At 60.4% G+C, this 19,989-nt stretch carries 17 protein-coding genes, 1 tRNA gene, 1 other RNA gene and 1 pseudogene; 7 read left to right on the top strand and 13 right to left on the bottom strand.

All coding sequences use genetic code 11. The features are described from left to right. Window positions 1–9: 9 nt before the first annotated feature. The gene (locus ACE2AA_RS12845) at window positions 10–1,176 is read right to left on the bottom strand and encodes an OpgC family protein (protein WP_395370038.1); all 1,167 of its coding nucleotides are present in this window, start codon (window positions 1,174–1,176) and stop codon (window positions 10–12) included. 106 nt (window positions 1,177–1,282) lie between these two features. On the opposite strand from ACE2AA_RS12845, the gene ACE2AA_RS12840 reads away from it, so the two are divergent. Continuing rightward, the gene (locus ACE2AA_RS12840) at window positions 1,283–2,566 is read left to right on the top strand and encodes an Mrp/NBP35 family ATP-binding protein (RefSeq protein WP_395372208.1); all 1,284 of its coding nucleotides are present in this window, start codon (window positions 1,283–1,285) and stop codon (window positions 2,564–2,566) included. 231 nt (window positions 2,567–2,797) lie between these two features. Here ACE2AA_RS12840 and ACE2AA_RS12835 read toward each other — a convergent pair whose 3' ends face one another. From ACE2AA_RS12835 to queA, 5 genes are read right to left on the bottom strand one after another with little or no spacing between them, the layout of a single operon-like run. Next, on the bottom strand, window positions 2,798–3,613 hold the full coding sequence (locus ACE2AA_RS12835) for a TerB family tellurite resistance protein (protein WP_395370036.1): 816 nt from the start codon (window positions 3,611–3,613) through the stop codon (window positions 2,798–2,800). A 26-nt stretch (window positions 3,614–3,639) separates the two neighbouring features. After that, complete coding sequence (locus tag ACE2AA_RS12830; protein WP_370685929.1) at window positions 3,640–3,921, bottom strand: ribbon-helix-helix domain-containing protein; 282 nt, start codon at window positions 3,919–3,921, stop codon at window positions 3,640–3,642. A 20-nt stretch (window positions 3,922–3,941) separates the two neighbouring features. Continuing rightward, window positions 3,942–5,018 (bottom strand): tRNA epoxyqueuosine(34) reductase QueG, encoded by a 1,077-nt coding sequence (gene queG, locus ACE2AA_RS12825; RefSeq protein ID WP_395370034.1) that lies wholly within the window; start codon window positions 5,016–5,018, stop codon window positions 3,942–3,944. Next, window positions 5,018–6,178, bottom strand: a complete 1,161-nt coding sequence (gene tgt, locus ACE2AA_RS12820) for a tRNA guanosine(34) transglycosylase Tgt (RefSeq protein WP_141261781.1) — start codon at window positions 6,176–6,178, stop codon at window positions 5,018–5,020. Before tgt ends, queG begins: the two co-directional genes overlap by 1 nt. Next, on the bottom strand, window positions 6,175–7,233 hold the full coding sequence (gene queA, locus ACE2AA_RS12815) for a tRNA preQ1(34) S-adenosylmethionine ribosyltransferase-isomerase QueA (RefSeq protein ID WP_141261780.1): 1,059 nt from the start codon (window positions 7,231–7,233) through the stop codon (window positions 6,175–6,177). Before queA ends, tgt begins: the two co-directional genes overlap by 4 nt. A 201-nt stretch (window positions 7,234–7,434) precedes the next feature. Between queA and ACE2AA_RS12810 the strand changes: the two genes are divergently transcribed. Further along, the gene (locus ACE2AA_RS12810; protein ID WP_025439670.1) at window positions 7,435–7,662 is read left to right on the top strand and encodes a hypothetical protein; all 228 of its coding nucleotides are present in this window, start codon (window positions 7,435–7,437) and stop codon (window positions 7,660–7,662) included. Window positions 7,663–7,730: 68 nt separating this feature from the next. Beyond that, window positions 7,731–8,225, top strand: coding sequence for a kinase inhibitor (locus ACE2AA_RS12805; RefSeq protein ID WP_141261779.1), 495 nt, complete (start codon window positions 7,731–7,733; stop codon window positions 8,223–8,225). A 264-nt stretch (window positions 8,226–8,489) separates the two neighbouring features. On the opposite strand, the gene ACE2AA_RS12800 is transcribed toward ACE2AA_RS12805, so the two are convergent. The 4 genes from ACE2AA_RS12800 to ssrA form a co-directional block, all read right to left on the bottom strand. After that, complete coding sequence (locus ACE2AA_RS12800) at window positions 8,490–8,882, bottom strand: VOC family protein (RefSeq protein WP_141261778.1); 393 nt, start codon at window positions 8,880–8,882, stop codon at window positions 8,490–8,492. Window positions 8,883–8,947: 65 nt separating this feature from the next. Beyond that, window positions 8,948–10,600, bottom strand: coding sequence for a fumarate hydratase (locus ACE2AA_RS12795; protein WP_141301853.1), 1,653 nt, complete (start codon window positions 10,598–10,600; stop codon window positions 8,948–8,950). A 103-nt stretch (window positions 10,601–10,703) separates the two neighbouring features. Continuing rightward, window positions 10,704–11,291: an SspB family protein gene (locus ACE2AA_RS12790; RefSeq protein ID WP_395370031.1), complete on the bottom strand. Its 588-nt coding sequence runs from the start codon at window positions 11,289–11,291 to the stop codon at window positions 10,704–10,706. Window positions 11,292–11,485: 194 nt separating this feature from the next. Continuing rightward, window positions 11,486–11,809, bottom strand: a transfer-messenger RNA (tmRNA) gene (ssrA, locus tag ACE2AA_RS12785). 356 nt (window positions 11,810–12,165) lie between these two features. Between ssrA and thyX the strand changes: the two genes are divergently transcribed. The 4 genes and pseudogenes from thyX (at window position 12,166) to ACE2AA_RS12765 (ending at window position 16,752) form a co-directional block, all read left to right on the top strand. Next, a complete protein-coding gene (gene thyX / locus ACE2AA_RS12780) occupies window positions 12,166–13,116 on the top strand; it encodes an FAD-dependent thymidylate synthase (protein WP_162851949.1) in 951 nt (316 codons plus the stop codon). Between the two features lie 416 nt (window positions 13,117–13,532). Next, window positions 13,533–14,270, top strand: a complete 738-nt coding sequence (locus ACE2AA_RS12775; protein WP_025439676.1) for a VacJ family lipoprotein — start codon at window positions 13,533–13,535, stop codon at window positions 14,268–14,270. 15 nt (window positions 14,271–14,285) lie between these two features. Continuing rightward, window positions 14,286–14,903, top strand: coding sequence for a phospholipid-binding protein MlaC (locus tag ACE2AA_RS12770; protein ID WP_395370030.1), 618 nt, complete (start codon window positions 14,286–14,288; stop codon window positions 14,901–14,903). A 1,097-nt stretch (window positions 14,904–16,000) separates the two neighbouring features. After that, window positions 16,001–16,752, top strand: a pseudogene (locus tag ACE2AA_RS12765) (IS5 family transposase). Between the two features lie 672 nt (window positions 16,753–17,424). Here the strand turns inward: ACE2AA_RS12765 and ACE2AA_RS12760 are convergent. From ACE2AA_RS12760 to ACE2AA_RS12750, 3 genes are all read right to left on the bottom strand, one after another. Continuing rightward, on the bottom strand, window positions 17,425–17,967 hold the full coding sequence (locus ACE2AA_RS12760) for a GNAT family N-acetyltransferase (RefSeq protein WP_395370028.1): 543 nt from the start codon (window positions 17,965–17,967) through the stop codon (window positions 17,425–17,427). Window positions 17,968–18,030: 63 nt separating this feature from the next. Beyond that, complete coding sequence (gene ettA, locus ACE2AA_RS12755) at window positions 18,031–19,710, bottom strand: energy-dependent translational throttle protein EttA (protein ID WP_141261773.1); 1,680 nt, start codon at window positions 19,708–19,710, stop codon at window positions 18,031–18,033. A 100-nt stretch (window positions 19,711–19,810) separates the two neighbouring features. Next, window positions 19,811–19,884, bottom strand: a tRNA-Ile gene (locus ACE2AA_RS12750). Window positions 19,885–19,989: the final 105 nt, after the last annotated feature.

The raw sequence follows: 19,989 nt of genomic DNA, 5'->3' as shown, positions 1-19,989 counted from the left end.
ACCACAGCCTCAGTTCCCGCAAAGGGGCGCGTGCGCGGGCAGGCCGTCCGGTTTCGGCGCCGCCGGCCTGCGGGCCGCCGCACGGGCGCGTTCGCGGTTACGCGCCACCCACAGCAGCACCACGAACCCCACCACGTTCACCACCACCTGCATGACCCAGCCGGTGCCAAAACTGGTCAGCACCAGCCGCCCGTACAGGTCCACCAGCGTGCCCGCCGTAAAGATTTCCAGCGAATGCCGCCCGAACAGCGCCATAAGCTGGCCACCCCGCGTCCCCGCCAGCACGGTGGCCCGCGACGAGGACTGCACCAGATAGAACAGCGCCAGCACATCCAGCAGCCGCCACGGGGCAAGGATCATCTTGTCCGGCACCGCCATGCCGACGGGCCGCAGGTCGGCGAAGCCCCAGTCCGTCCATGGAAAGGACTGCACGAAGGAAAAGACCAGATACAGCCCGCACACCGCCGCCAGCACGCGCGAACGCGGCAGGCTGCCATCATGCCGTCCGGCCAGACGCGCCCCGCATACACCCAGCACGAACAGGAACTGCCACGCCAGCGGGTCGAAATACCACCCGTCGGGATCAAGCCAGTTGGGAAAGTTCAGGCGCGGGTCCAGGTTGACCAGCAGCCAGACCGCCCCGCTGACCCCCAGCACCACGGGCGTCCCCACCCCGCGCAGCAGCGCGTATAAGGGCGCGAACCCCAGCAGCAGCACGATATAAAGCGGCAGGATGTTCAGGTTGCCCGGCAATGCCTGCAACGACAGCACCCGCCATGCCGAATCCAGACCGTGCGCCAGTTCGGGTTCAAGGAAATCGACCGGCACCGGCCAGAAATGCCGCCATATGCGGATGGTGGAAATGCACACCACCACCATCACCATCTGGAAGACATAAAGCTGCCAGCACCGCCGTCCGATCCGCGCCAGCACCGACATGACCGGCTGCTTCCTGCCAAACGCACGGCCATAGGCCAGCCACGAGGCATAGCCCGCCAGCAGCACGAACACCTCCGCCGCGTCGGCAAAACCGACATTGCGCATGGTGAAACGGTTCAGCACGTCCTGCGGGATATGGTCGATGCACATCATGAGCAGCGCCACCCCGCGCAGCGCATCAATCCGGTGATCGCGCCGGTGGGGTACCGCCCCCCGCGAAGTGGAAATGCTGCCCATCGTATCCCCTGTCCGCCTGAACGATGCACAAAATGGCTGCAACCATCATGGCGCAGCGAGCGTAAAGCAGCAAACCGCGCAGTCAGCCATTCCCCCAATGACAGGGATGCCCCGCATGCCGGGCATGACATGTGACCGGCATGCGGTCGGGTGCCCACCGTTTCATGACTCGACCAGCACGGGCCGCCCCTTCTATACCCGCACGGGCCAGATAGCAGACAGCAGGGAGCGCACAACCATGACCAGTCCCGACAGGACAACCATCGAGACCGTGCTGCAACGCGTGCGCACCGCGGATCATGCCGCCAGTGTTGCGGATATGGGCAGCCTGGACGCCTTCATGGTGCGCGATGGCGTCCTGCATGTCGCCATCGCGACCGACCGTACGCGGGCGGGATCGCTGCAGCCATTGCTGCCCGAACTGGAACGTGCCCTCGTCGCCGCGGTTCCCGGCTGCACGGCGGCCAGCGTCATCCTGACCGCGCACCGCCCGGCACCAGCCGCACCCGCGCCACAGACGACGGCGCCTGCACCCACCGGCGGCGGCCATCGTCCCCTCAACCTTGGGGGTGGCAAGGCATCCCGGCCCGCCACCGGACCCCTGCCGCCGGGCGTAGGCGTGGTCATTGCCGTGGCATCGGGCAAGGGCGGCGTGGGCAAGTCCACCACGGCCGTCAACCTTGCGGTGGGGCTCGGGCTGGAGGGGCTGAAGGTTGGGCTGCTGGATGCGGATGTGCATGGTCCTTCCCTGCCGCGCATGATGGGCGTGGGCGGGCAGCCCGAAGTGCGTGACAGTCGCCTGATCCCGCTACATAAATGGGGCATCAGCGCCATGTCGATCGGCATGCTGGTAGATGAAAGCAAGGCCATGATCTGGCGCGGGCCAATGGTCATGGGGGCGATCGGGCAGCTGCTGGGTGATGTGGAATGGGGCGCGCTGGACGTTCTGGTTGTGGACATGCCGCCGGGCACGGGGGATGCGCAGCTGACACTGGCGCAGAAAACCGCGCTGGCCGGTGCCGTGATCGTTTCCACCCCGCAGGATATCGCCCTGCTGGACGCCCGGCGAGGCGTGGCCATGTTCGAGAAGATGAACGTGCCGGTGCTGGGTATGGTGGAAAACATGTCCTATTTCTGCTGTCCCAACTGCAACCACCGCACCGAACTGTTCGGCCATGGTGGCGCACGGGCGGAAGCTGAAAAAATGGGCGTGCCGTTCCTGGGTGAAATCCCGCTGCTGGCCGATATCCGCGCCAGTGCCGACAATGGCGCGCCGATCGTGATTGCTGCCCCCGACAGCCCGGCGGGACAGGCCTATCGCGCACTGGCCCATACGGTCGGTGGGGCACTCCGTCGCCTGCTGGAACAGAAAAAAAAGGCTGCGCGCTGATCGGTACGATCCGCGTCATAACATAGGATGGCAATGGCTTTTTTCGGTCGTCCCACTCCCGCTGGCCTGATCCATGATCGGGCCGACTGCGCTGGATGGGCCAACGTGATCAATTAAATAACAAAAGTTTTCTGGGTACTGCCTTTTTTCAAAAGGACGGTGTTCCTCGAAGCTTTTGAAAAAAACTCCACCAAAAACTGTTAATTTTCAGGGTGATTCACAGGCTGGTTTTTACAGCCTGCGGTCGCGCTTGATCCGGTCCCATGCCGCATTGATCTGGGCGATGCGGGCAGCCCCCTGCGCCTGCTGCGCGGGTGTCGCCCCACGGGCGGTCATGACATCGGGATGGTGTTCACGCACAAGCCTGCGCCAGACCACGCGCACTTCGTCATTACTGGCGTCACGTGAGATACCCAGCACTTCATAAGCGTCAATCTCGCTCACGCCCGGCCGCGCGCCACCGTCACGCGCACGGTCCCATGCGCCGGGGCTGAGGTTGAAAGCCTTGTGCACCCCGCGCAGGAAGGTTTCCTCGCGCGCATTGATCTCACCATCCGCGCGCGCGATCACGAACAGGGACGCCAGCGCGTCTTCCAGCATGCCGGTCTTGTTGGCGAAGGCGCGTCCCAGTTCGGTGGCGAAGGCCTTGTAATCGTCCGTGCGCTGCCGCGCGCTGTCGAACAGGCGGCCAACTTCGCGCATGTTTTCGGGCGGCAGGTGAAAACGGCGCTTGAAGGCATCGATCTCGGCCCGGTTCACCGCCCCGTCGCACTTCGCCATCTTGGCGGACAGGATGATGATGACCAGACCGTACATCTGGTCGCGCTTGCCCATCGCGGCCGCCATCTTGGCCGCCATGAAGGTCGCCGCCCCATTCGGGTCCGCGTTCAGCCGGGGGCCCCAGCGGTCGGTCCATCCCCCCACCGGCGTTTCCAGCAGGGAACCATTATCCGCCGCGTGCCCGAGTGCCGTGCCCACGACAGCGCCCATGGGGCCGCCAACCGCGAACCCCGCAACGCCACCAAAAAGTTTGCCCCAGATTGCCATGCCCCAAGGCTAGCACGGATGCCCGGTCAACCCAACTGATCTTCCCTGTCCGTACCGGCAATTTCCGGCAATGCAGGCATCCATTCCCGCAATGCCTCCACCCGCAGTGCGGATGCCAGCGGGCGGTCCGGCGGACGCCCCGCGTCAATGCGCCCCACCAGTCCGGCAAGGGTCAGACCACGCTTTTGCGCGATCAGATGCAGGGCATGCCAGAACTCCGGCTCCAGCGCCACGCTGGTCCGGTGCCCTGACAGGTTGAGGCTGCGTTTGCGCAACAGCCGCGCGCCGCGCTGCGCGGGCAGCGGCATGCCCATGGCCTCCCGCCCCGTCACCGGGGCAGCCGCAACATGGCCCAGCGCGCGGCGTCCGCCACCACCGGATCAGCATCGTCACACAATGCCGCGACACTGGGGCGCAGGGCAGGCTGCGCGCTATTGCCAATGGCCACCGCCACGTTGCGCACGAAACGGTTCCGGCCAATGCGCTTGATGGGGGAGCCGGAAAACCGTGCGCGGAAACCGGCATCATCCAGTCCCGCGAGTGTGCGCAGCGCGGGCGCGCGCAGGTCGTCACGCGCGGCCAGCTTCATGTGATTCGTAGCTGCTGCGAAGCGGTTCCACGGGCAGACGGCCAGACAGTCATCACACCCGTAGATACGATTACCCATGGCGGGGCGCAGCGCTTCGGGAATCGGATCACGGTTTTCGATGGTCAGGTACGAAATGCACCGCCGCGCATCCATCACGCCGGGGGCTGGAAAGGCATTGGTCGGACATGCATCAAGACAGCGCGTGCAACTGCCGCACCCGCCACCCGACGGGGCAGATTGAGGCAGGTCCAGCGTGGTATAGACCTCGCCCAGGAACAGCCAGCTCCCATGCTGGCGCGACACCAGACTGGTATGCTTGCCCTGCCAGCCAAGGCCCGCGTTCTGCGCCAGCGGTTTTTCCATCACCGGCGCGGTATCGACAAAGACCTTCACCTGCGTGTCATTCATGCCCTGCCGTCGCCCCTCGTTCACCACGAACTGCGCAAGGTGCTTGAGCATCCCCTTGACCACGTCATGATAATCCCGGTTACGGGCATAAACGGAAATATTGCCCGCATCAGGCACCCGGGTCGTGGCCAGCGCGTCGCCTTCGGGCGCGTAATTCAGGCCAAGGGCGATCACGCTGCGTACTTCGGGCCAGAGGCCACGCGGGTCGCCACGTTGGTCCATGCGCTGCGCCATCCAGCCCATGCTGCCCGCGAATCCGTGTTCCACGAACATGGCCAGACGGGTGCGCACCGCATCATCCAGCCGGGCGGGCGCGAATCCCACCGCGTCAAAACCCAGATCACGCGCGTGGCCTGCAATCCGCGCAGCCATCCGCGCGGGGTCAGGGCCGGGCGGCGCGGCACGCATCAGGCCACCGGGGGAATGTCGGGAAAGGGCATTTCATCACCACTCCAGTCATCCATTGCCCATTGCGCGCGCAGGTGGTCGGCATGAGCGGCAAACGCACCATCGACAATCGCCGCCCGCATCCCGCGCATGAGCCGCTGGTAATAGGCAAGGTTATGCCATGTCAGCATCATGGGACCGAGGATTTCATTGGCCCGGAACAGGTGATGCAGGTAAGCGCGGCTGTGGCGCGAACAGGCCAGACAGTCGCAATGCGGCGAAATGGGCCGTGAATCGGTGGCATGCCGGGCATTGCGCAGGTTCAGCGTGCCCCGTTCGGTATAGGCGCGCGCGGTGCGTCCCGCCCGTGTGGGCATGACGCAGTCAAACATGTCCACCCCGCGTTCCACGGCGCCGAGCAGGTCATCGGGCGTGCCTACGCCCATAAGGTAACGCGGACTGGCATCAGGGATCAGCGGGACGGTGGCCTCAAGGGTCGAGAACATGAGTTCCTGCCCCTCCCCCACCGCAAGGCCGCCAATGGCGTAGCCTTCGAACCCGATTCCGGTCAGCGCCTTCACGCTTTCGGCCCGCAGTTCCGGCTCGGTCCCGCCCTGGATGATACCGTACTGCGCGTAACCGGGGCGCTGCACGAATGCCGTGCGGCACCGTTCGGCCCAGCGCATGGACATGCGCATGGATTTTGCGATCACGTCGGGCGCCGCAGGCAATGCGGGACATTCGTCAAAGCACATGCTGATGGTGGCATCGAGCGCGTACTGGATATCGGTCGAACGTTCGGGCGTCAGCCGGTGCTTTGATCCATCAATATGCGACCGGAAAGTAACCCCGTCCTGATCAAGCTTGCGCAAAGGTCCCAGCGACATGACCTGAAACCCGCCCGAATCGGTCAGGATCGGCCCCGGCCAGTCCATGAACCGATGTAGCCCCCCCAGCGCGCGCACCCGTTCCGCCCCGGGCCGCAGCATGAGGTGATAGGTATTGCCCAGCACGATACCCGCACCCGTGGACCGCACGCTGTCCATGGTCATGGCCTTGACGGTGCCAACAGTGCCAACGGGCATGAAGGTCGGTGTCGGCACGCTGCCATGGGCGGTATCCAGCCAGCCGGCACGGGCATGGCCCGCGCGGGCTTCGGGCCGCCAGCGGAATGTGGTCATGGCAGGTCTCCTTCGGTGCGGTGCAGCAGGCAGGCATCGCCATAGGAATAGAAGCGGTAGCCACTGGCGATGGCATGGGCATAGGCGGCCTTCATGCGGTGATACCCGCCAAAGGCGCAGACCAGCATGAACAGCGTCGAACGCGGCAGGTGAAAATTGGTCAGCAGCATGTCCACCGCGCGGAAGCGGTAGCCGGGGCGGATGAAGATGGCCGTCTCCCCATGGAAGGGATGGACGATACCGCTTTCATCCGTGGCACTTTCCAGAAGCCGCAGTGACGTGGTGCCGACCGCAACAATCCGTCCGCCCGCAGCACGGGCGGCATTGATGCGGGCCGCGGCATGGGGGGAAATCGTACCGCGTTCGGCATGCATGCGATGGGCGGAAATCTGGTTGCTGCGCATGGGCAGGAACGTTCCCGCCCCCACATGCAGCGTCAGCGTCTGACGGATCACGCCCGCCGCATCAAGCCCCGCCAGCAGCCCGGGCGTAAAATGCAGCCCCGCCGTAGGGGCTGCCACCGCGCCACGGTGCTGGGCAAAGATGGTGCTGTAATCCCTGCGGTCCTCGTCCGTGGGACCGTCGGGCCGGGCGATGTAGGGTGGCAGGGCCAGATGGCCCACATCATGCAGGAACTGATCGAATGCTTCCCCTTCCGCGCTGAAGCGCAGCGTCACGTCGCCCGCGTCCCCGCGCGCAATCACCTGTGCCGTCACATGGGACGCACCAAAGGTCAGCGTATCGCCGGGACGCAGGCGGCGGGCGTTGCGCGCCAGCACGTGCCATGTGCCATCAGGCAGGATACGGTCCAGCGTGACGCCAATTTTCGCGTCCCCCCGCATGGCCGACAACTGGGCCGGAATCACCGCCGTATCATTGGCCACCAGAATATCGCCCGCGCGCAGGCACCCCGGCAGGTCACGCACGTGGCGATCCCTGAACGGGCCATCCACCGGCACATCCAGCAGGCGTGCGCTGTCACGCGGACGGGCCGGATGGTCGGCGATGTTTTCAGGCGGGAGGGTGAAGTCGAAATCAGAAACCAGATCCGTCATGCGGCTCCCTTTACGGAATCCGCACCATACTTGCCAGCCCGAACTGTCATCACCGCCACTGGGCGGCCAGTCCGTGGGGCCCATGCATGGCGATGTTGGACAGACACGGTTGGGGAAGCCAGAATAAGACAGCGATTCCCGCACGGGAATTCCCTGGACCCGGTCCCGGCCGGATCAGTGAACAGATGGAGAAAAAGACCCATGTCCTACGCCGCACTTGATGCCGCCCGCATTACCCGCGCCTGCCACACCGCGCTGCAGGTTCTTGAATCGGTCGAGGAAAAAGACCGCAACGAGACCTATCAGCGCAAGACGCTGATGATCCAGCGCATCGAGGCCCTGGCCCGCGCTGCCGCCGAAAGCAAGAACGGCGATCAGGTCATTACCCTGACATCGGAAGAGTTCTGGCTGATCAGCCAGAACTGGTAACGTCCGATACCCGGCCAACGTTGACCCCCTATCCGCGCGGCAGACCGCGCGGAAAGCAGGAAACCGACATGACCTTTACACTGACAAGCCGTTCCTTCAACGAAGGCGACCGCCTGCCCGCGGCACAGGTGTTTGATGGAATGGGCTATTCCGGCGGCAATATCTCGCCGCCGCTGGCATGGCAGGACGCACCCGCTGGCACCAAGAGCTTTGCCATCACCATGTACGACCCCGACGCACCGACGGGATCAGGCTGGTGGCACTGGATTGTCATCAACATTCCCGCCACGGTGTCCTCGCTGCCCGCGGGTGCCGGATCGGGTGACAACAACCTGCCCGAACATGCTGAAATGACCCGCACCGATTTCGGTGGCAATGTCTATGGCGGTGCCGCCCCCCCGCCGGGGCCGGATCACCATTACATTTTCACCATCCACGCGCTGGACATCGAACGGATCGACCTGCCCAGTGATGCATCGGGCGCCATGGTGGGCTTTGTCATCAACCAGCACAGCCTTGGTTCAGCCAAGCTGACCGCCGTGTTTGGCAAGCAGCCGAAATGACGACCCTGTCGCCGCGCGTGAATGCGCGGCGACGCAAAAGGTACATTCCCAATAAGATATTGATAAATAATGGAAATTTTTGGGTACCATTCTTTTTAAATAAAGGCGGCGTTCCCAGAAGCTTCTTGAAAAAGCTTCACCAAAAACCTCTTTCAATTTCAAATCGCTATCCTGATCCGACTTTTCAAACAGTCTCTAATATGCGCTTAACATTCTGCAGGCGGAATGCTGCAACCGACCACAAGATCAGCTGCCATGCGGTCTTTACCCCTGATAGGACGCGATTTCGATCAGGTTGCCATCGGGATCGTTACAATAGACCGATGTCACAGGCCCCAGCGCCCCCAGACGGGCCACCGGCCCCTCGGTCACCCGGACGCCACATTTTTCAAGATGTTCGATCACATCGACGCTGTTCAGCGCGGTGGTGAAACACAAATCATTCGTGCCGGGCAGCGCGTCTTCCGCCGTGGTCCAGCCCTCGGCCCCATAGGGACGGAGGTTTATTTTCTGACCACCGAATTTCAGCGCCGTGCGGTTGTTGCGCCCATATTCCTCGCGCTCCATACCCAGCACGCGCTGGAACCACGAGGCCGAGACCTCAAGGTCGCGGACACTCACCACAAGGTGGTCAAGACGATCGACGGTAAAACGCATGGCGCTCTCAAACCTCCGGTTGTCCGGCCCGACAGACAGGCCGGACGCACCGCAGGAAGGTACGTTCAGCCAGTCAGGCCGTCATAAAAATCATTACCCTTGTCGTCGATTACGATAAAGGCCGGAAAATTCTCGACTTCGATCTTCCACACCGCTTCCATGCCCAGTTCGGGGTATTCCAGCACCTCGACCTTGCGGATGCAGTCCTGCGCCAGGCGGGCCGCCGGCCCACCAACGGAACCAAGGTAGAAACCGCCATATTCCTTGCATGCATCCCGCACGGCTTTTGACCGGTTGCCCTTGGCCAGCATGACATACGACCCGCCAGCCTTCTGCAGCATGGCCACATAACTGTCCATGCGGCCCGCCGTGGTAGGACCGAAGGAGCCGGTGGGCATGCCTTCGGGCGTCTTGGCGGGACCGGCGTAATAGACGGGATGGTCCTTGAGGTACCGGGGCAGCCCCTCACCCTTTTCCAGCCTTTCGCGGAATTTGGCGTGCGCGATGTCACGGGCGACGACCATCGTGCCGGTCAGGGACAGGCGGGTGCGCACGGGATACTGCGACAGCTTGCGGCGGATTTCATCCATCGGCTGGTTCAGGTCAATCTGCACTGCCTCCCCGTCCAGATCATCATCCGTGGTTTCGGGCAGGAAGCGGGCTGGATCGGTTTCAAGCTGTTCAAGGAAGACGCCATCGGCGGTAATCCGGGCCTTGACCTGACGGTCCGCCGAACACGAAACCCCGATCCCCACCGGCAGTGATGCGCCATGGCGTGGCAGACGCACGACGCGCACGTCGTGGCAGAAATACTTGCCGCCAAACTGCGCGCCAATGCCCAGGCGCTGGGTCAGCTTGTGGATTTCCTCTTCCATCTCCAGATCGCGGAAGGCGTGGCCATGCGCGCTGCCTTCGGTCGGCAGGCTGTCCAGCCAGCGGGTGGAGGCCAGCTTTACGGTTTCAAGGTTCTGCTCGGCCGACATGCCGCCGATCACTACGGCAAGGTGGTACGGCGGACAGGCGGACGTGCCCAGCGTCCGGATCTTGCCATCCAGCCATTTCAGCAGGTGCTCCTTGCTGGACAGCAGGGCGCGGGTTTCCTGGAACAGGAAGGTCTTGTTCGCCGACCCGCCGCCCTTGGCGATGAACATGAGATCCATCTGTTCGGCATGGTAGTCACCGGGATTTGCCGAGATATGGAACTGCACGGGCAGGTTGGTGCCGGTATTCACTTCCTCGAACATCGAAACCGGCGCCATCTGCGAATACCGCAGCGACGTGCCGGTATAGGTGTCGTACACCCCGCGGGAGAAGGCTTCCTCCTCGTTCCCGTCCACCCACACACGCTGGCCCTTCTTGCCATACACGATGGCGGTACCGGTATCCTGGCACATGGGCAGCACGCCACCGGCCGCAATGCAGGCGTTCTTGAGCAGGTCCAGCGCCACGAAGCGATCGTTTTCGGATGCTTCCGGGTCCTTCAGGATCTTGGCAAGCTGCGCCAGATGGCCCGGGCGCAGCAGGTGCGCCACGTCGTTGAAGGCGCGGGCCGCAAGGGCGGTCAGGGCTTCGGGCCGGACATGGACCACCGTGCGGCCACCGAGGACCGAGGTGGTTATCCCCTCGATCTCCAGCTTCTTCCACGGTGTATCATCATCATGCAGCGGGAACAGCGGGCCATAGACAAATGGCTTGCGCGTGGGTGCGGATACATTCAACGGACGGTCTCCTGCCTTTTTTCCCCCGGATTGGTTCCAGGTGGCGGCGTTCAGGTTCAGGGCGCGCCCGGCGCATCCGGCGCGCCCGGATGGAAAATGTGGCTCAGCCCGGTCCCCCCGGCCCCTTCTTGCGGAAGGCGGCGAGACTGACAACCTGCGACCCTTCGCCCCTGTCCGTATCCGCGCCGTCCGCTGCCGTATCGGCGGCAGGGGTGGCCTGCGTCGTGTCCGCCATCGCGGGCTGCACCGGCACCACGTTGGGTGCTGCGGCAGCCACGGGCGGCTGTTCGGGCACGGTAAAACGCAGGGCAAGGCGGATATGCGGGTCGGCAAAGGCTGATACGGCCGCCACCGGAATCACCAGCGTGGAAGGAATCCCCCCGAATGACAGCCCGACCGATATGATCTGGTGCGTGCGGTCCACCTTCAGGTCCCAGAACTGGTGCTGAAGGACAATGGTGATTTCGTGCGGATACTGGGCACGCAGGCGGTCGGGCATTTCAACACCCGGCCAGTCGGTCCTGAATGTCAGGTAGAAATGATGATCACCCGGCAGTCCCTGCGCGGCCGCATAGTCGAGCGCGCGCAGCATGACCTGCCGGTAGGCATCCTCGATCCAGGAATCATAGGGCATGAGGCTGTCGGGAATGGCGGTGTCAAAACCGTTTTCCTCGTCGTGATCATCGGACATTATCGGACTTCTCCGTACATCCGCCCGGACGGTTTCCCCGCCGGACCGGATTTTTGCAGACATGCGGGTTCAGGCCACGCCGTGCCACAGCTTCAAGCTGTGCGTCAAACTTCATGGCGTGGCAAGCCACTGAGGTCGGGCATCCCTTCACGAAGCGGATACCGCACCATCAACCTAACATGAACAGCAGACAAGGTGGGAGGGCTTCTGTTGCCCGGTGCCCTCCCGAACCGCGCTTATCGCTTATGCAGCGACAGCGAGCACCTCAGAGTTATCATTGGCACTTGTAATTTAGCCCGATAACGGTGGTACAATGCCGGGCAAAAGGCGGGTCTTTACCATGCGTGTCGAGCCTGTTTCGTCCCCATGTTCCCCATCCAGGGGGAAATTGGTGGAGACGCCGGGTACCGCCCCCGGGTCCACAACACTTATTCCACGCGCCGTTTATCGCCATAGCCAAGGGGCAAGCCCCTCCGGCACTTCCGGATATAGGGATTGGCCGTGCATCTGGCAAGGGGCCGCCGAAGGTGGCTGCGACATATGGAGCGGGATTCCCGCACCCGAAACAGTCATGGATATTTTTTTGTCCCATATCCGACGGCGCCCCCGTTTCGGCAGGGTGCCTGAAATCTGCCCCATGCTGGCCCCGTGATGGCGCGGTCGGGCGGCCCCAGACCCTGTTTTCCGTGAAAAAAACACTGGCCCCGCACGTCCGTCACCCGCCATGATACCGCCGTAAAGACGGGTCACAGCCACACGATCGGGACAGGCCAGGCGGGCCATCGTTACGGGTTGGCGTCTTGGATATGACATGCCCCGTATGGTATGGCCCGCGTCCTTTGCTATGATCGACACAGACTGGACGGGGCGACACATGTTTTCCACTGAGCAGAAATCGGCAATCGAGGCAGCCCGCGCCGGATGGGCGCAGACCCGCCGCCTTGTCGTCCCCGCGGTGGAAGACGTGCTGTATTCCCCCATTCCCGTGCTGGAAACCGGCTTTGTCCGCGCCGTGGACTACATGGGCGGCGATAGCGGGATCGTGCAGGGCGCGCGCGTATCCTACGGCAAGGGCACGCGTAGCACGTCCGATGACCGGGGACTGATCCGCTATCTCATGCGCCACCGCCACACCAGCCCGTTCGAGCTTGCGGTGCTGAAGCTGCATGTGCGCGCGCCCATTTTCGTCACCCGGCAGTGGTTCCGCCACCGCACCGCCAGCATCAATGAATACTCGGCCCGCTATTCGGTGCTGGAAAAGGAATTCTATTTCCCCCGCCCCGAGGATATCGCCGCCCAGTCCACCAACAACAAGCAGGGCCGGGCCGATGCGCTACCGCCCGAGCAGGCGCAGCAGGTACTCGATATCCTGCGTGATGACGCATCGCGCTGCTATGACCATTACCTCGACCTGCTCAACGAGGACGAAAACGGCGAAAAGCGCGACCCGGACCGCCCGGCCATCGCACGTGAACTGGCGCGCATGAACCTGCCGGTCAACATCATGACCCAGTTCTACTGGCAGATTAACCTGTGGAACCTGCTGCATTTCCTGCGCCTGCGCGCGGACAGCCACGCGCAGTACGAAATCCGCGCCTATGCCGACGCCATCCTGCAGATCGTGCAGAAATGGGCACCACTGACATACGAGGCCTTTACCGATTACATGCGTGACGCGGTCCTGCTGTCCGGTCCCGCGCTGAAGGTGCTGCGCGCGGCAATGGCTGGCCAGACCGTTGATCCGGCGCAGGCTGGCATGTCAAAGCGTGAGATCCGGGAACTGGCGGACATGTTTCCCGAAATCGCATCGAAGCTTGCCCGCTGAGGCCTGCCGTATCTTCAACAAATCGTGATACCATGCCACCGTGCCGGTAGCGTGACGTTGAAGATATTGTGGATTTTACGTCACACTCAGCGCGGCAATTCTGCCAAGTCTCCCCTTCACATGGCCGCTTCAGGGCAGGCTTTGTCCCACCTTCCCCATGCAGGGCAGACACAATATGCCTTCATCCCGTGGCAAGCGGATTGCACAACAGCGATCCCATGCTAGAGAGTGACGCAAGAAAGGGGCGTCATTGCCCGGTTCGGGATTCTTGCCAACACATTGGGCCATCCCGCCATGCCAGCATGGTGGGCAAGCGAATACAGAGGGAAGCGGAAACGAGTATGCGCGCAGAGACAGGATCGAATTCTTGGTCGTCCCGCCCGTCCCCGCGTCGCTCGTCGCTTCGCGTCGCGGGAGTGGCACTTGGACTGCTCGGGCTTGCCTCATGCGCGACCCCGCCACCCAAGGACCCGGACGCGCTGGCTGAATACAAGGAAGCCAACGACAAGTACGAAAAACTGAACCGGAAGAATTTCGACCTGACCATGTGGGCCAACAAATATACCCTGCGCCCGGTGGCCAAGGCGTATATCTGGGCCGTGCCGCGCCCGCTGCGCAATTCGATCGGTGGTCTGTACCAGACCATGAACGAACCCGTCGTGTTCTTTAACGACGTGGGCGCGGGCAAGCCACGCCGCGCGGGCGACGCCTTCGTGCGGTGGTGCATCAACATGACGGTCGGCATTGGCGGCCTGATCGATGTGGCCAATTACGCCGGCTACAAGCACCACGACAACGACGCCGGCCTGACGCTGGCGACGTGGGGCGTGCCATCCGGCCCCTACCTGTTCCTGCCGGTGCTGGGCCCGTCCTCGTTCCGTGACGGGGTCGGCTATGGCATCGACGTCGGCCTGTCACCGTGGAACTACGTGCCCCGCGGTTATGGGCTGCTGACCTTCAACTGGGCCTATAACATCATGGGCACCATCAACGGCATGGCCACCAATGTTGATGCGCTGGACCAGGTCATGAAGGATTCGCTTGATCCCTACGCCACCATCCGCAGTGCTTACCAGCAGCAGCGCAAGGCAATGGCGGAAAACATAAAGAACGACCATCGGGCCACCGTGCCCGACTGGTACCACAACAGATAAAAAAGGGACACAGCGATGCAGACATCCATCCCCCGTCGCCATGCACTGGCTCTGCTGGCAGCGACCGCCGCCGCCATGCCTGTTGCTTCAGCATGGGCGGTTGATGCCGGCGCGCAGGCCCGTTCCTTCGTCACCATGTTCGGTAACAAGCTGGTTGGCGTGGTCAACAGCGATATCCCGCTGGAAAAGAAGAAGCAGAATATCCTGCCCCTTCTGGAACAGTATGTGGATGTGGACGCCATCGGCCGCTATTGCCTTGGCCGCTACTGGCGGACTGCAACACCGGAGCAGCAGACGCGCTACATCAAGCTGTTCCATCAGGTACTGGTCAACGCCATTACCGACAAGATCGGCGATTATCGCGGCGTGACCTTCGTGGTCGGTTCCAGCGCGCCCGCGGGTGAGGACACGGCGGTTTCCACCGTCATCAACCGCCCCGGCCAGCCAGGTGCGGACACCCAGTGGATCATCAACACCACCAGCGGCAGCCCGAAGGTCGTGGACGTGGTGGGCGAAGGGGCCAGCCTGCGCCTGACCCAGCGACAGGATTACGGTTCCTTCATCGCACGCAATGGCGGCAATGTAGATGCCCTGCTGCATGCGCTGGACAAGCAGATCGCCAACCACCATTAAATCTTTCGTCCCCGCCACGCGGGGTCAGGCAGCGTTAAAAAAACCAGCACTTGTGCTGGTTTTTTTATGACGAACATCCGTGCTGAATATCTATTTTTCACCAAATACCTGACTGATACACACAAAAAAAAGAGAAATTTATGCACTGATCAGGCATACCCTTTGAACCGAAATGATTTGTAATCTAGAGCAATTTCACTGAACTCTGGCTCAGTAGAATTGCTCTAACTCGTTGTTTATCGTGCATCTTCATCAATTCGAATGTGTCCATTCAAACTGGATCTGCTCTAATTATGAATGTGCTGCATAAAGAAATATTAACAAGAAAAATTATTTATAATTATTATATATTCTGCTGATCTTTTAATACTATTCTGAATTAATACACAACAATAATTGATATTTCAATTAATTCAGATCATGCATCATTTATGTATTCGATAACAAATCAACAGATGATACTGTTTCATTAATATGTCAGGCAGGCGCAACCGTATGCTGATCCGATGCGTCACCACAGTATCTGATAATCATATTTCCGATTCTGCTGTCCGGCTATCGTGTATTATCCAGACGGTATATGAAATATTTCCCTATTATTTGAATAGGTTTTTGAGAGCAGACCTTTCTTGCGATGCATGCGCTTGAACTGGCCACAGGAATTCGCGCAAAGAGAAGAACTGGTGATACTGCTTGTTTTCCCTATGCCTTACCAGTTGGGCGGCAGGGTTGGCGTGCCATAATAACGGGCATACTGGTCGTAATTGGATTTACAGTTAAACCGTTCTTCCTTCTCCCGTGGCTGTTGATTGAAATTGGGCGGCAAACCCTTTCGTACCGGGCAGTTGACCCTCGTGGCAATGGAGATCCTGTATGCCATTTCCCTGCTCGTATTCTCCCCTACTTTTGTATTTCACCAGACCCCGCTACGGTCGAAGTATACAGTGGATTCAATAGGCCATCAGTTTTTATGGGCTATACGTTCATGCCCCGCATGTTTTCCATAATATTTCGTATTTTTATGTGAATAAAATTATATAATAGGGGCTGTTGGGGATTGAGTTTTCTAAAGGGCCATGATGTGTTTCAAAGACCATATGGATCGCTTCATACTGACGGATGCCCAATGGGCGAAAATGGAACCGCTGTGCCTTGGCAGGAAGACGGATCGAGGTCGCAGCGGGAAGGATAACCGCCTCTTTATCGAAGCGGTTTTATAGATAGCGCGGACCGGCAGTCCGTGGCGGGATCTGCCGACGTATTTCGGACATTGGAACTCGGTTTACTCGCGCTACAGTGACTGGATGAAAGCCGGTGTTTTCAAACGGCTTTTTGACGCTGTCTCTGACGATGCCGATATGGAATACGCGATGATTGACGGTACGGTAATTCGGGTTCATCGCCACGGCCAGGGCGCAAAAGGGGGACCCGGAATCAGGCGATAGGACGCAGTGTGACGGGGTGGTCGACCAAGATCATCGCCATGACCGACGCCCTGGGCAATCTGGTCCGCTTCACGCTTATCCCCGGCCAGCATTACGACACGGTCGGGGTTGCCCCCCTTCTCGAACCGGCGGATTTCAAGGGGATTCTCGCTGACAAAGCGTTTGACGTCCACTGGATCGTGGACGCCCTACACGCGCAAGGGGCCTGTGTGGTCATTCCTCAGCGCAAAAACCGCCTCGACAGACGCCCGTTCGATGGGGGCCTGTTCAAAGCACGCCATCTCATTGAGAACTTCTTCTGCAAGCTCAAGGAGTTCAAGCGCATCGCCATGCGCAGCGAAAAAACAGACAGATCATTCGCAGCCATGATCTATCTCGTTGGCGCAATCATTAATTCAAGATAATTCCCAACAGGCCCTAATAATTTTTAAAACATATTGTTATATAAATATTCAATATAATTTTATTATTATTTGAAAAATATATTGTGGTATATTTACTTATATATTTACATTCACACACAGACGAAATCTGATCGATCGTAATTTAAGGACCATGAAGCAAAATCTTCCCAGAAGCCGCGTCTCCTTAAAAAGCTTCAGGGAAAAGGCGCGCACAGCTTCACTGCTATTGGTGTGCATCCTTACCCAGTCTATCCATCAATGAGTATCATCAGGGATACATGGTATCAATTTTATCGGATCAGCAAGCAGATACGGGTATCTACCAGCCGCAGCACAGGGCAATACAGATGAAACAGCCCTGAGTCAGCAGCAGTTACTTACTGATCTGGGTCATAAGCCTGATGTCGCCATTGCGAATACGGACTGGCGTAGTCATACCTCTGTTTCACGCAATTTTAATGGACTGAACCTGTTGTTGCAGGATTCACGTATCGTGCATGAACGGGAGAACTATGCTTAGTATTATAATATTAATAAATATGCATTCTACAAAAAAGATAGAAAAATTAACCAAACACCAAAACATAAATAATTATTATTTTATGTGATGTATAAAATCAATTCCAATGGAATCACAATGTCGCATTAACCTGCTGTGGTGGAAACTGTCCGTCAATGCATGCTGTTGCCTGCCGGCGCCCCACGCAGGCTGTGATACAGCAGGATATCCGGCCCACAGCATTCCGGCTGTTCTGTGCACAGGCTCATGCCTGCCCCGCCAAAAACCTGCCGGGCGATAATATCGTTGTCACGTACATAGGAAATGATGCGCCCGACCCCGGCCGCGTGCGCAAAGGCAAGTGCCATACTGGTCGCCTGCCGTGACAGGGCCGTATCACGCGCATGGGGCAGGATGGCGAACTGCAGTTCATGACAATCCGCCGTAGTGCTGGAGGGCTGGACCCCCGCAAGGCCGATAAAGCTGTCCTGCTGGCGCACGGCAAACATCCCCACGCCTTCCCGTCCCCATGTCATGAGGTCGGTCATCATATCCTGTTCACTCAGGACACGGCTGCACACGCCGCTGGCCAGTCGACCGGTGACACCGGCACTGGCCTTGAGCCGGACCACATCTTCCAGATCGGTCCAGGAAACCGGGTCAAGTCGCAGGTGCCCGGTCTGTATGCTGTATCGACATCCCATGACTGCCTCCATCGTGGCAGGTGCGTGAACCTGACCAGTATTGAAGGCAGATAATGTTGCCGATGGCAAATGGAATCAGCGTTCGATGGGACGGTACTTGATGCGGCTCGGCTCGGTTGCATCTGGACCAAGACGGCGGCGCTTGTCTTCTTCATACGCCTGGAAGTTGCCCTCGAACCACTCGACGTGGCTGTCCCCTTCAAAGGCGAGGATATGGGTCGCCAGACGGTCAAGGAACCAGCGGTCATGGCTGATGATGACCGCACAGCCCGCGAATTCGGCCAGAGCCTCCTCCAGCGCGCGCAGGGTATCAACGTCAAGGTCGTTGGTCGGCTCATCGAGCAGGATGACATTGCTTTCCTGCCGCAGCATCTTGGCCAGATGGACGCGGTTACGCTCACCCCCCGACAGGACGCCCACCTTCTTCTGCTGGTCCGGCCCCTTGAAGTTGAAAGCCCCGACATAGGCGCGTGACGGCACGGCCCGCTTGCCCAGATAGATGACATCCGTCCCGCCGGAGATTTCCTCCCACACGGTCTTGTCGTCATCAAGGCTGAAGCGCGACTGGTCCACATAACCCAGCTTCACGGTCTCACCGATGGTCAGCGTGCCGCTATCGGGCGTTTCCTGCCCCATGATCATCTTGAACAGGGTGGACTTGCCCGCGCCATTCGGGCCGATCACGCCCACGATGCCGCCCGGTGGCAGCTTGAAGTTCAGGTCATCGATCAGCAGGCGGTTGCCGAAGCCCTTGCGCAGGTCCTCGGCCTCGATCACCGTGCCGCCCAGACGGGGCCCGGGCGGAATGATGATGTCGGCCACACCACCGCCCTTCTCGTTATTCTGGGCCAGCATTTCCTCATAGCGCGCGATACGCGACTTGCTCTTGGCCTGACGGGCCTTGGGCGAGGAGCCGATCCATTCCTGCTCGGCGGCAAGGGCGCGCTGGCGGGCGCTTTCTTCCTTCTCTTCCTGCGCCAGACGCTTGCGCTTCTGTTCCAGCCAGGAGGAGTAGTTGCCCTCGAACGGATAGCCGCGGCCGCGCTCGAGTTCGAGAATCCAGTTGGTGACGTTGTCGAGGAAGTAACGGTCATGGGTAATGACCATCACGGTGCCTTCGTAATCACGCAGCGTCTTTTCCAGCCACGATACGCTTTCCGCATCAAGATGGTTGGTCGGCTCATCCAGCAGCAGCAGGTCGGGCTTTTCCAGCAGCAGGCGGCACAGGGCCACGCGACGGCGTTCACCACCGGACAGCTTGTCAACGGGGCTGTCGGCGGGCGGGCAGCGCAGGGCTTCCAGCGCGATTTCCAGCTTGCGGTCCAGTTCCCAGCCATCGCCCGCGTCGATCACTTCCTGCAGTTCGGCCTGTTCGGCCAGCAGGGTGTTCATTTCGTCATCGGACATGGGTTCGGCGAACTTCATCGAAATCTCGTTGAAGCGGTCCACGGCCTTTTTCAGTTCACCAAAACCCAGGGCCACGTTTTCGCCAACCGTCAGGCTTTCATCCAGCTTGGGTTCCTGCTCCAGATAGCCCACGCGCGCGCCTTCGGCCGCCCATGCCTCGCCGCCGAATTCCTTTTCCACGCCCGCCATGATCTTGAGCAGCGTGGATTTACCGGCACCGTTGACACCCAGCACGCCAATCTTGACGCCGGGCAGGAAGGACAGGGTAATACCCTTGAAGACTTCACGCCCACCCGGATACGCCTTGGTCAGGTCCTTCATCACATAGACATATTGCGTGGCGGCCATGACGGTCGGCTCCTGATAAACTGAAAGAAAAACTGGCAAGTCACCCGCACGGCGTGGACTGGCACGGGGCCATTACCGCTGTGCTGCATGCTAAAAAGCCTGCGCCCGGCAGGACTTGAACCCGCAACCAAGCCGTTATGAGCGGCCCGCTCTAACCAATTGAGCTACGGGCGCGCAGGCAGCCCCTGATCTCGCGCATGTAGAAGGATTTGGCAAGATCCACGTGCCTTTTTCCGCGTAATTTTTTCCATTCCGATGGCGATATCGCCATAAAAAAAA

The organism is Komagataeibacter diospyri (genome assembly GCF_043995075.1).
In the GTDB taxonomy this organism is placed as follows: domain Bacteria; phylum Pseudomonadota; class Alphaproteobacteria; order Acetobacterales; family Acetobacteraceae; genus Komagataeibacter; species Komagataeibacter diospyri.
Note: the sequence above shows the minus strand (reverse complement) of the source record. Positions and strands in the feature narration are given on the sequence as shown.

Bases quoted from the DNA above. Each gene is read 5' to 3' on its own strand.
- ACE2AA_RS12800 (WP_141261778.1), bottom strand. From the start codon at position 8,882: ATGCGTTTTACCGTCGATCGTCTTGACCACCTTGTGGTGAGTGTCCGC.
- tgt (WP_141261781.1), bottom strand. From the start codon at position 6,178: ATGACCACATTCCGCTGGCGGCCCGAAGCCCGCGCGGGCCATGCCCGT.
- queA (WP_141261780.1), bottom strand. From the start codon at position 7,233: ATGACGGATCTGGTTTCTGATTTCGACTTCACCCTCCCGCCTGAAAAC.
- ettA (WP_141261773.1), bottom strand. From the start codon at position 19,710: ATGGCCGCCACGCAATATGTCTATGTGATGAAGGACCTGACCAAGGCG.
- ACE2AA_RS12810 (WP_025439670.1), top strand. From the start codon at position 7,435: ATGTCCTACGCCGCACTTGATGCCGCCCGCATTACCCGCGCCTGCCAC.
- ACE2AA_RS12835 (WP_395370036.1), bottom strand. From the start codon at position 3,613: ATGGCAATCTGGGGCAAACTTTTTGGTGGCGTTGCGGGGTTCGCGGTT.
- ACE2AA_RS12830 (WP_370685929.1), bottom strand. From the start codon at position 3,921: ATGCCGCTGCCCGCGCAGCGCGGCGCGCGGCTGTTGCGCAAACGCAGC.
- ACE2AA_RS12760 (WP_395370028.1), bottom strand. From the start codon at position 17,967: ATGGAGGCAGTCATGGGATGTCGATACAGCATACAGACCGGGCACCTG.
- thyX (WP_162851949.1), top strand. From the start codon at position 12,166: ATGTTTTCCACTGAGCAGAAATCGGCAATCGAGGCAGCCCGCGCCGGA.
- ACE2AA_RS12840 (WP_395372208.1), top strand. From the start codon at position 1,283: ATGCCCCGCATGCCGGGCATGACATGTGACCGGCATGCGGTCGGGTGC.
- queG (WP_395370034.1), bottom strand. From the start codon at position 5,018: ATGCGTGCCGCGCCGCCCGGCCCTGACCCCGCGCGGATGGCTGCGCGG.
- ACE2AA_RS12790 (WP_395370031.1), bottom strand. From the start codon at position 11,291: ATGTCCGATGATCACGACGAGGAAAACGGTTTTGACACCGCCATTCCC.
- ACE2AA_RS12770 (WP_395370030.1), top strand. From the start codon at position 14,286: ATGCAGACATCCATCCCCCGTCGCCATGCACTGGCTCTGCTGGCAGCG.
- ACE2AA_RS12845 (WP_395370038.1), bottom strand. From the start codon at position 1,176: ATGGGCAGCATTTCCACTTCGCGGGGGGCGGTACCCCACCGGCGCGAT.
- ACE2AA_RS12805 (WP_141261779.1), top strand. From the start codon at position 7,731: ATGACCTTTACACTGACAAGCCGTTCCTTCAACGAAGGCGACCGCCTG.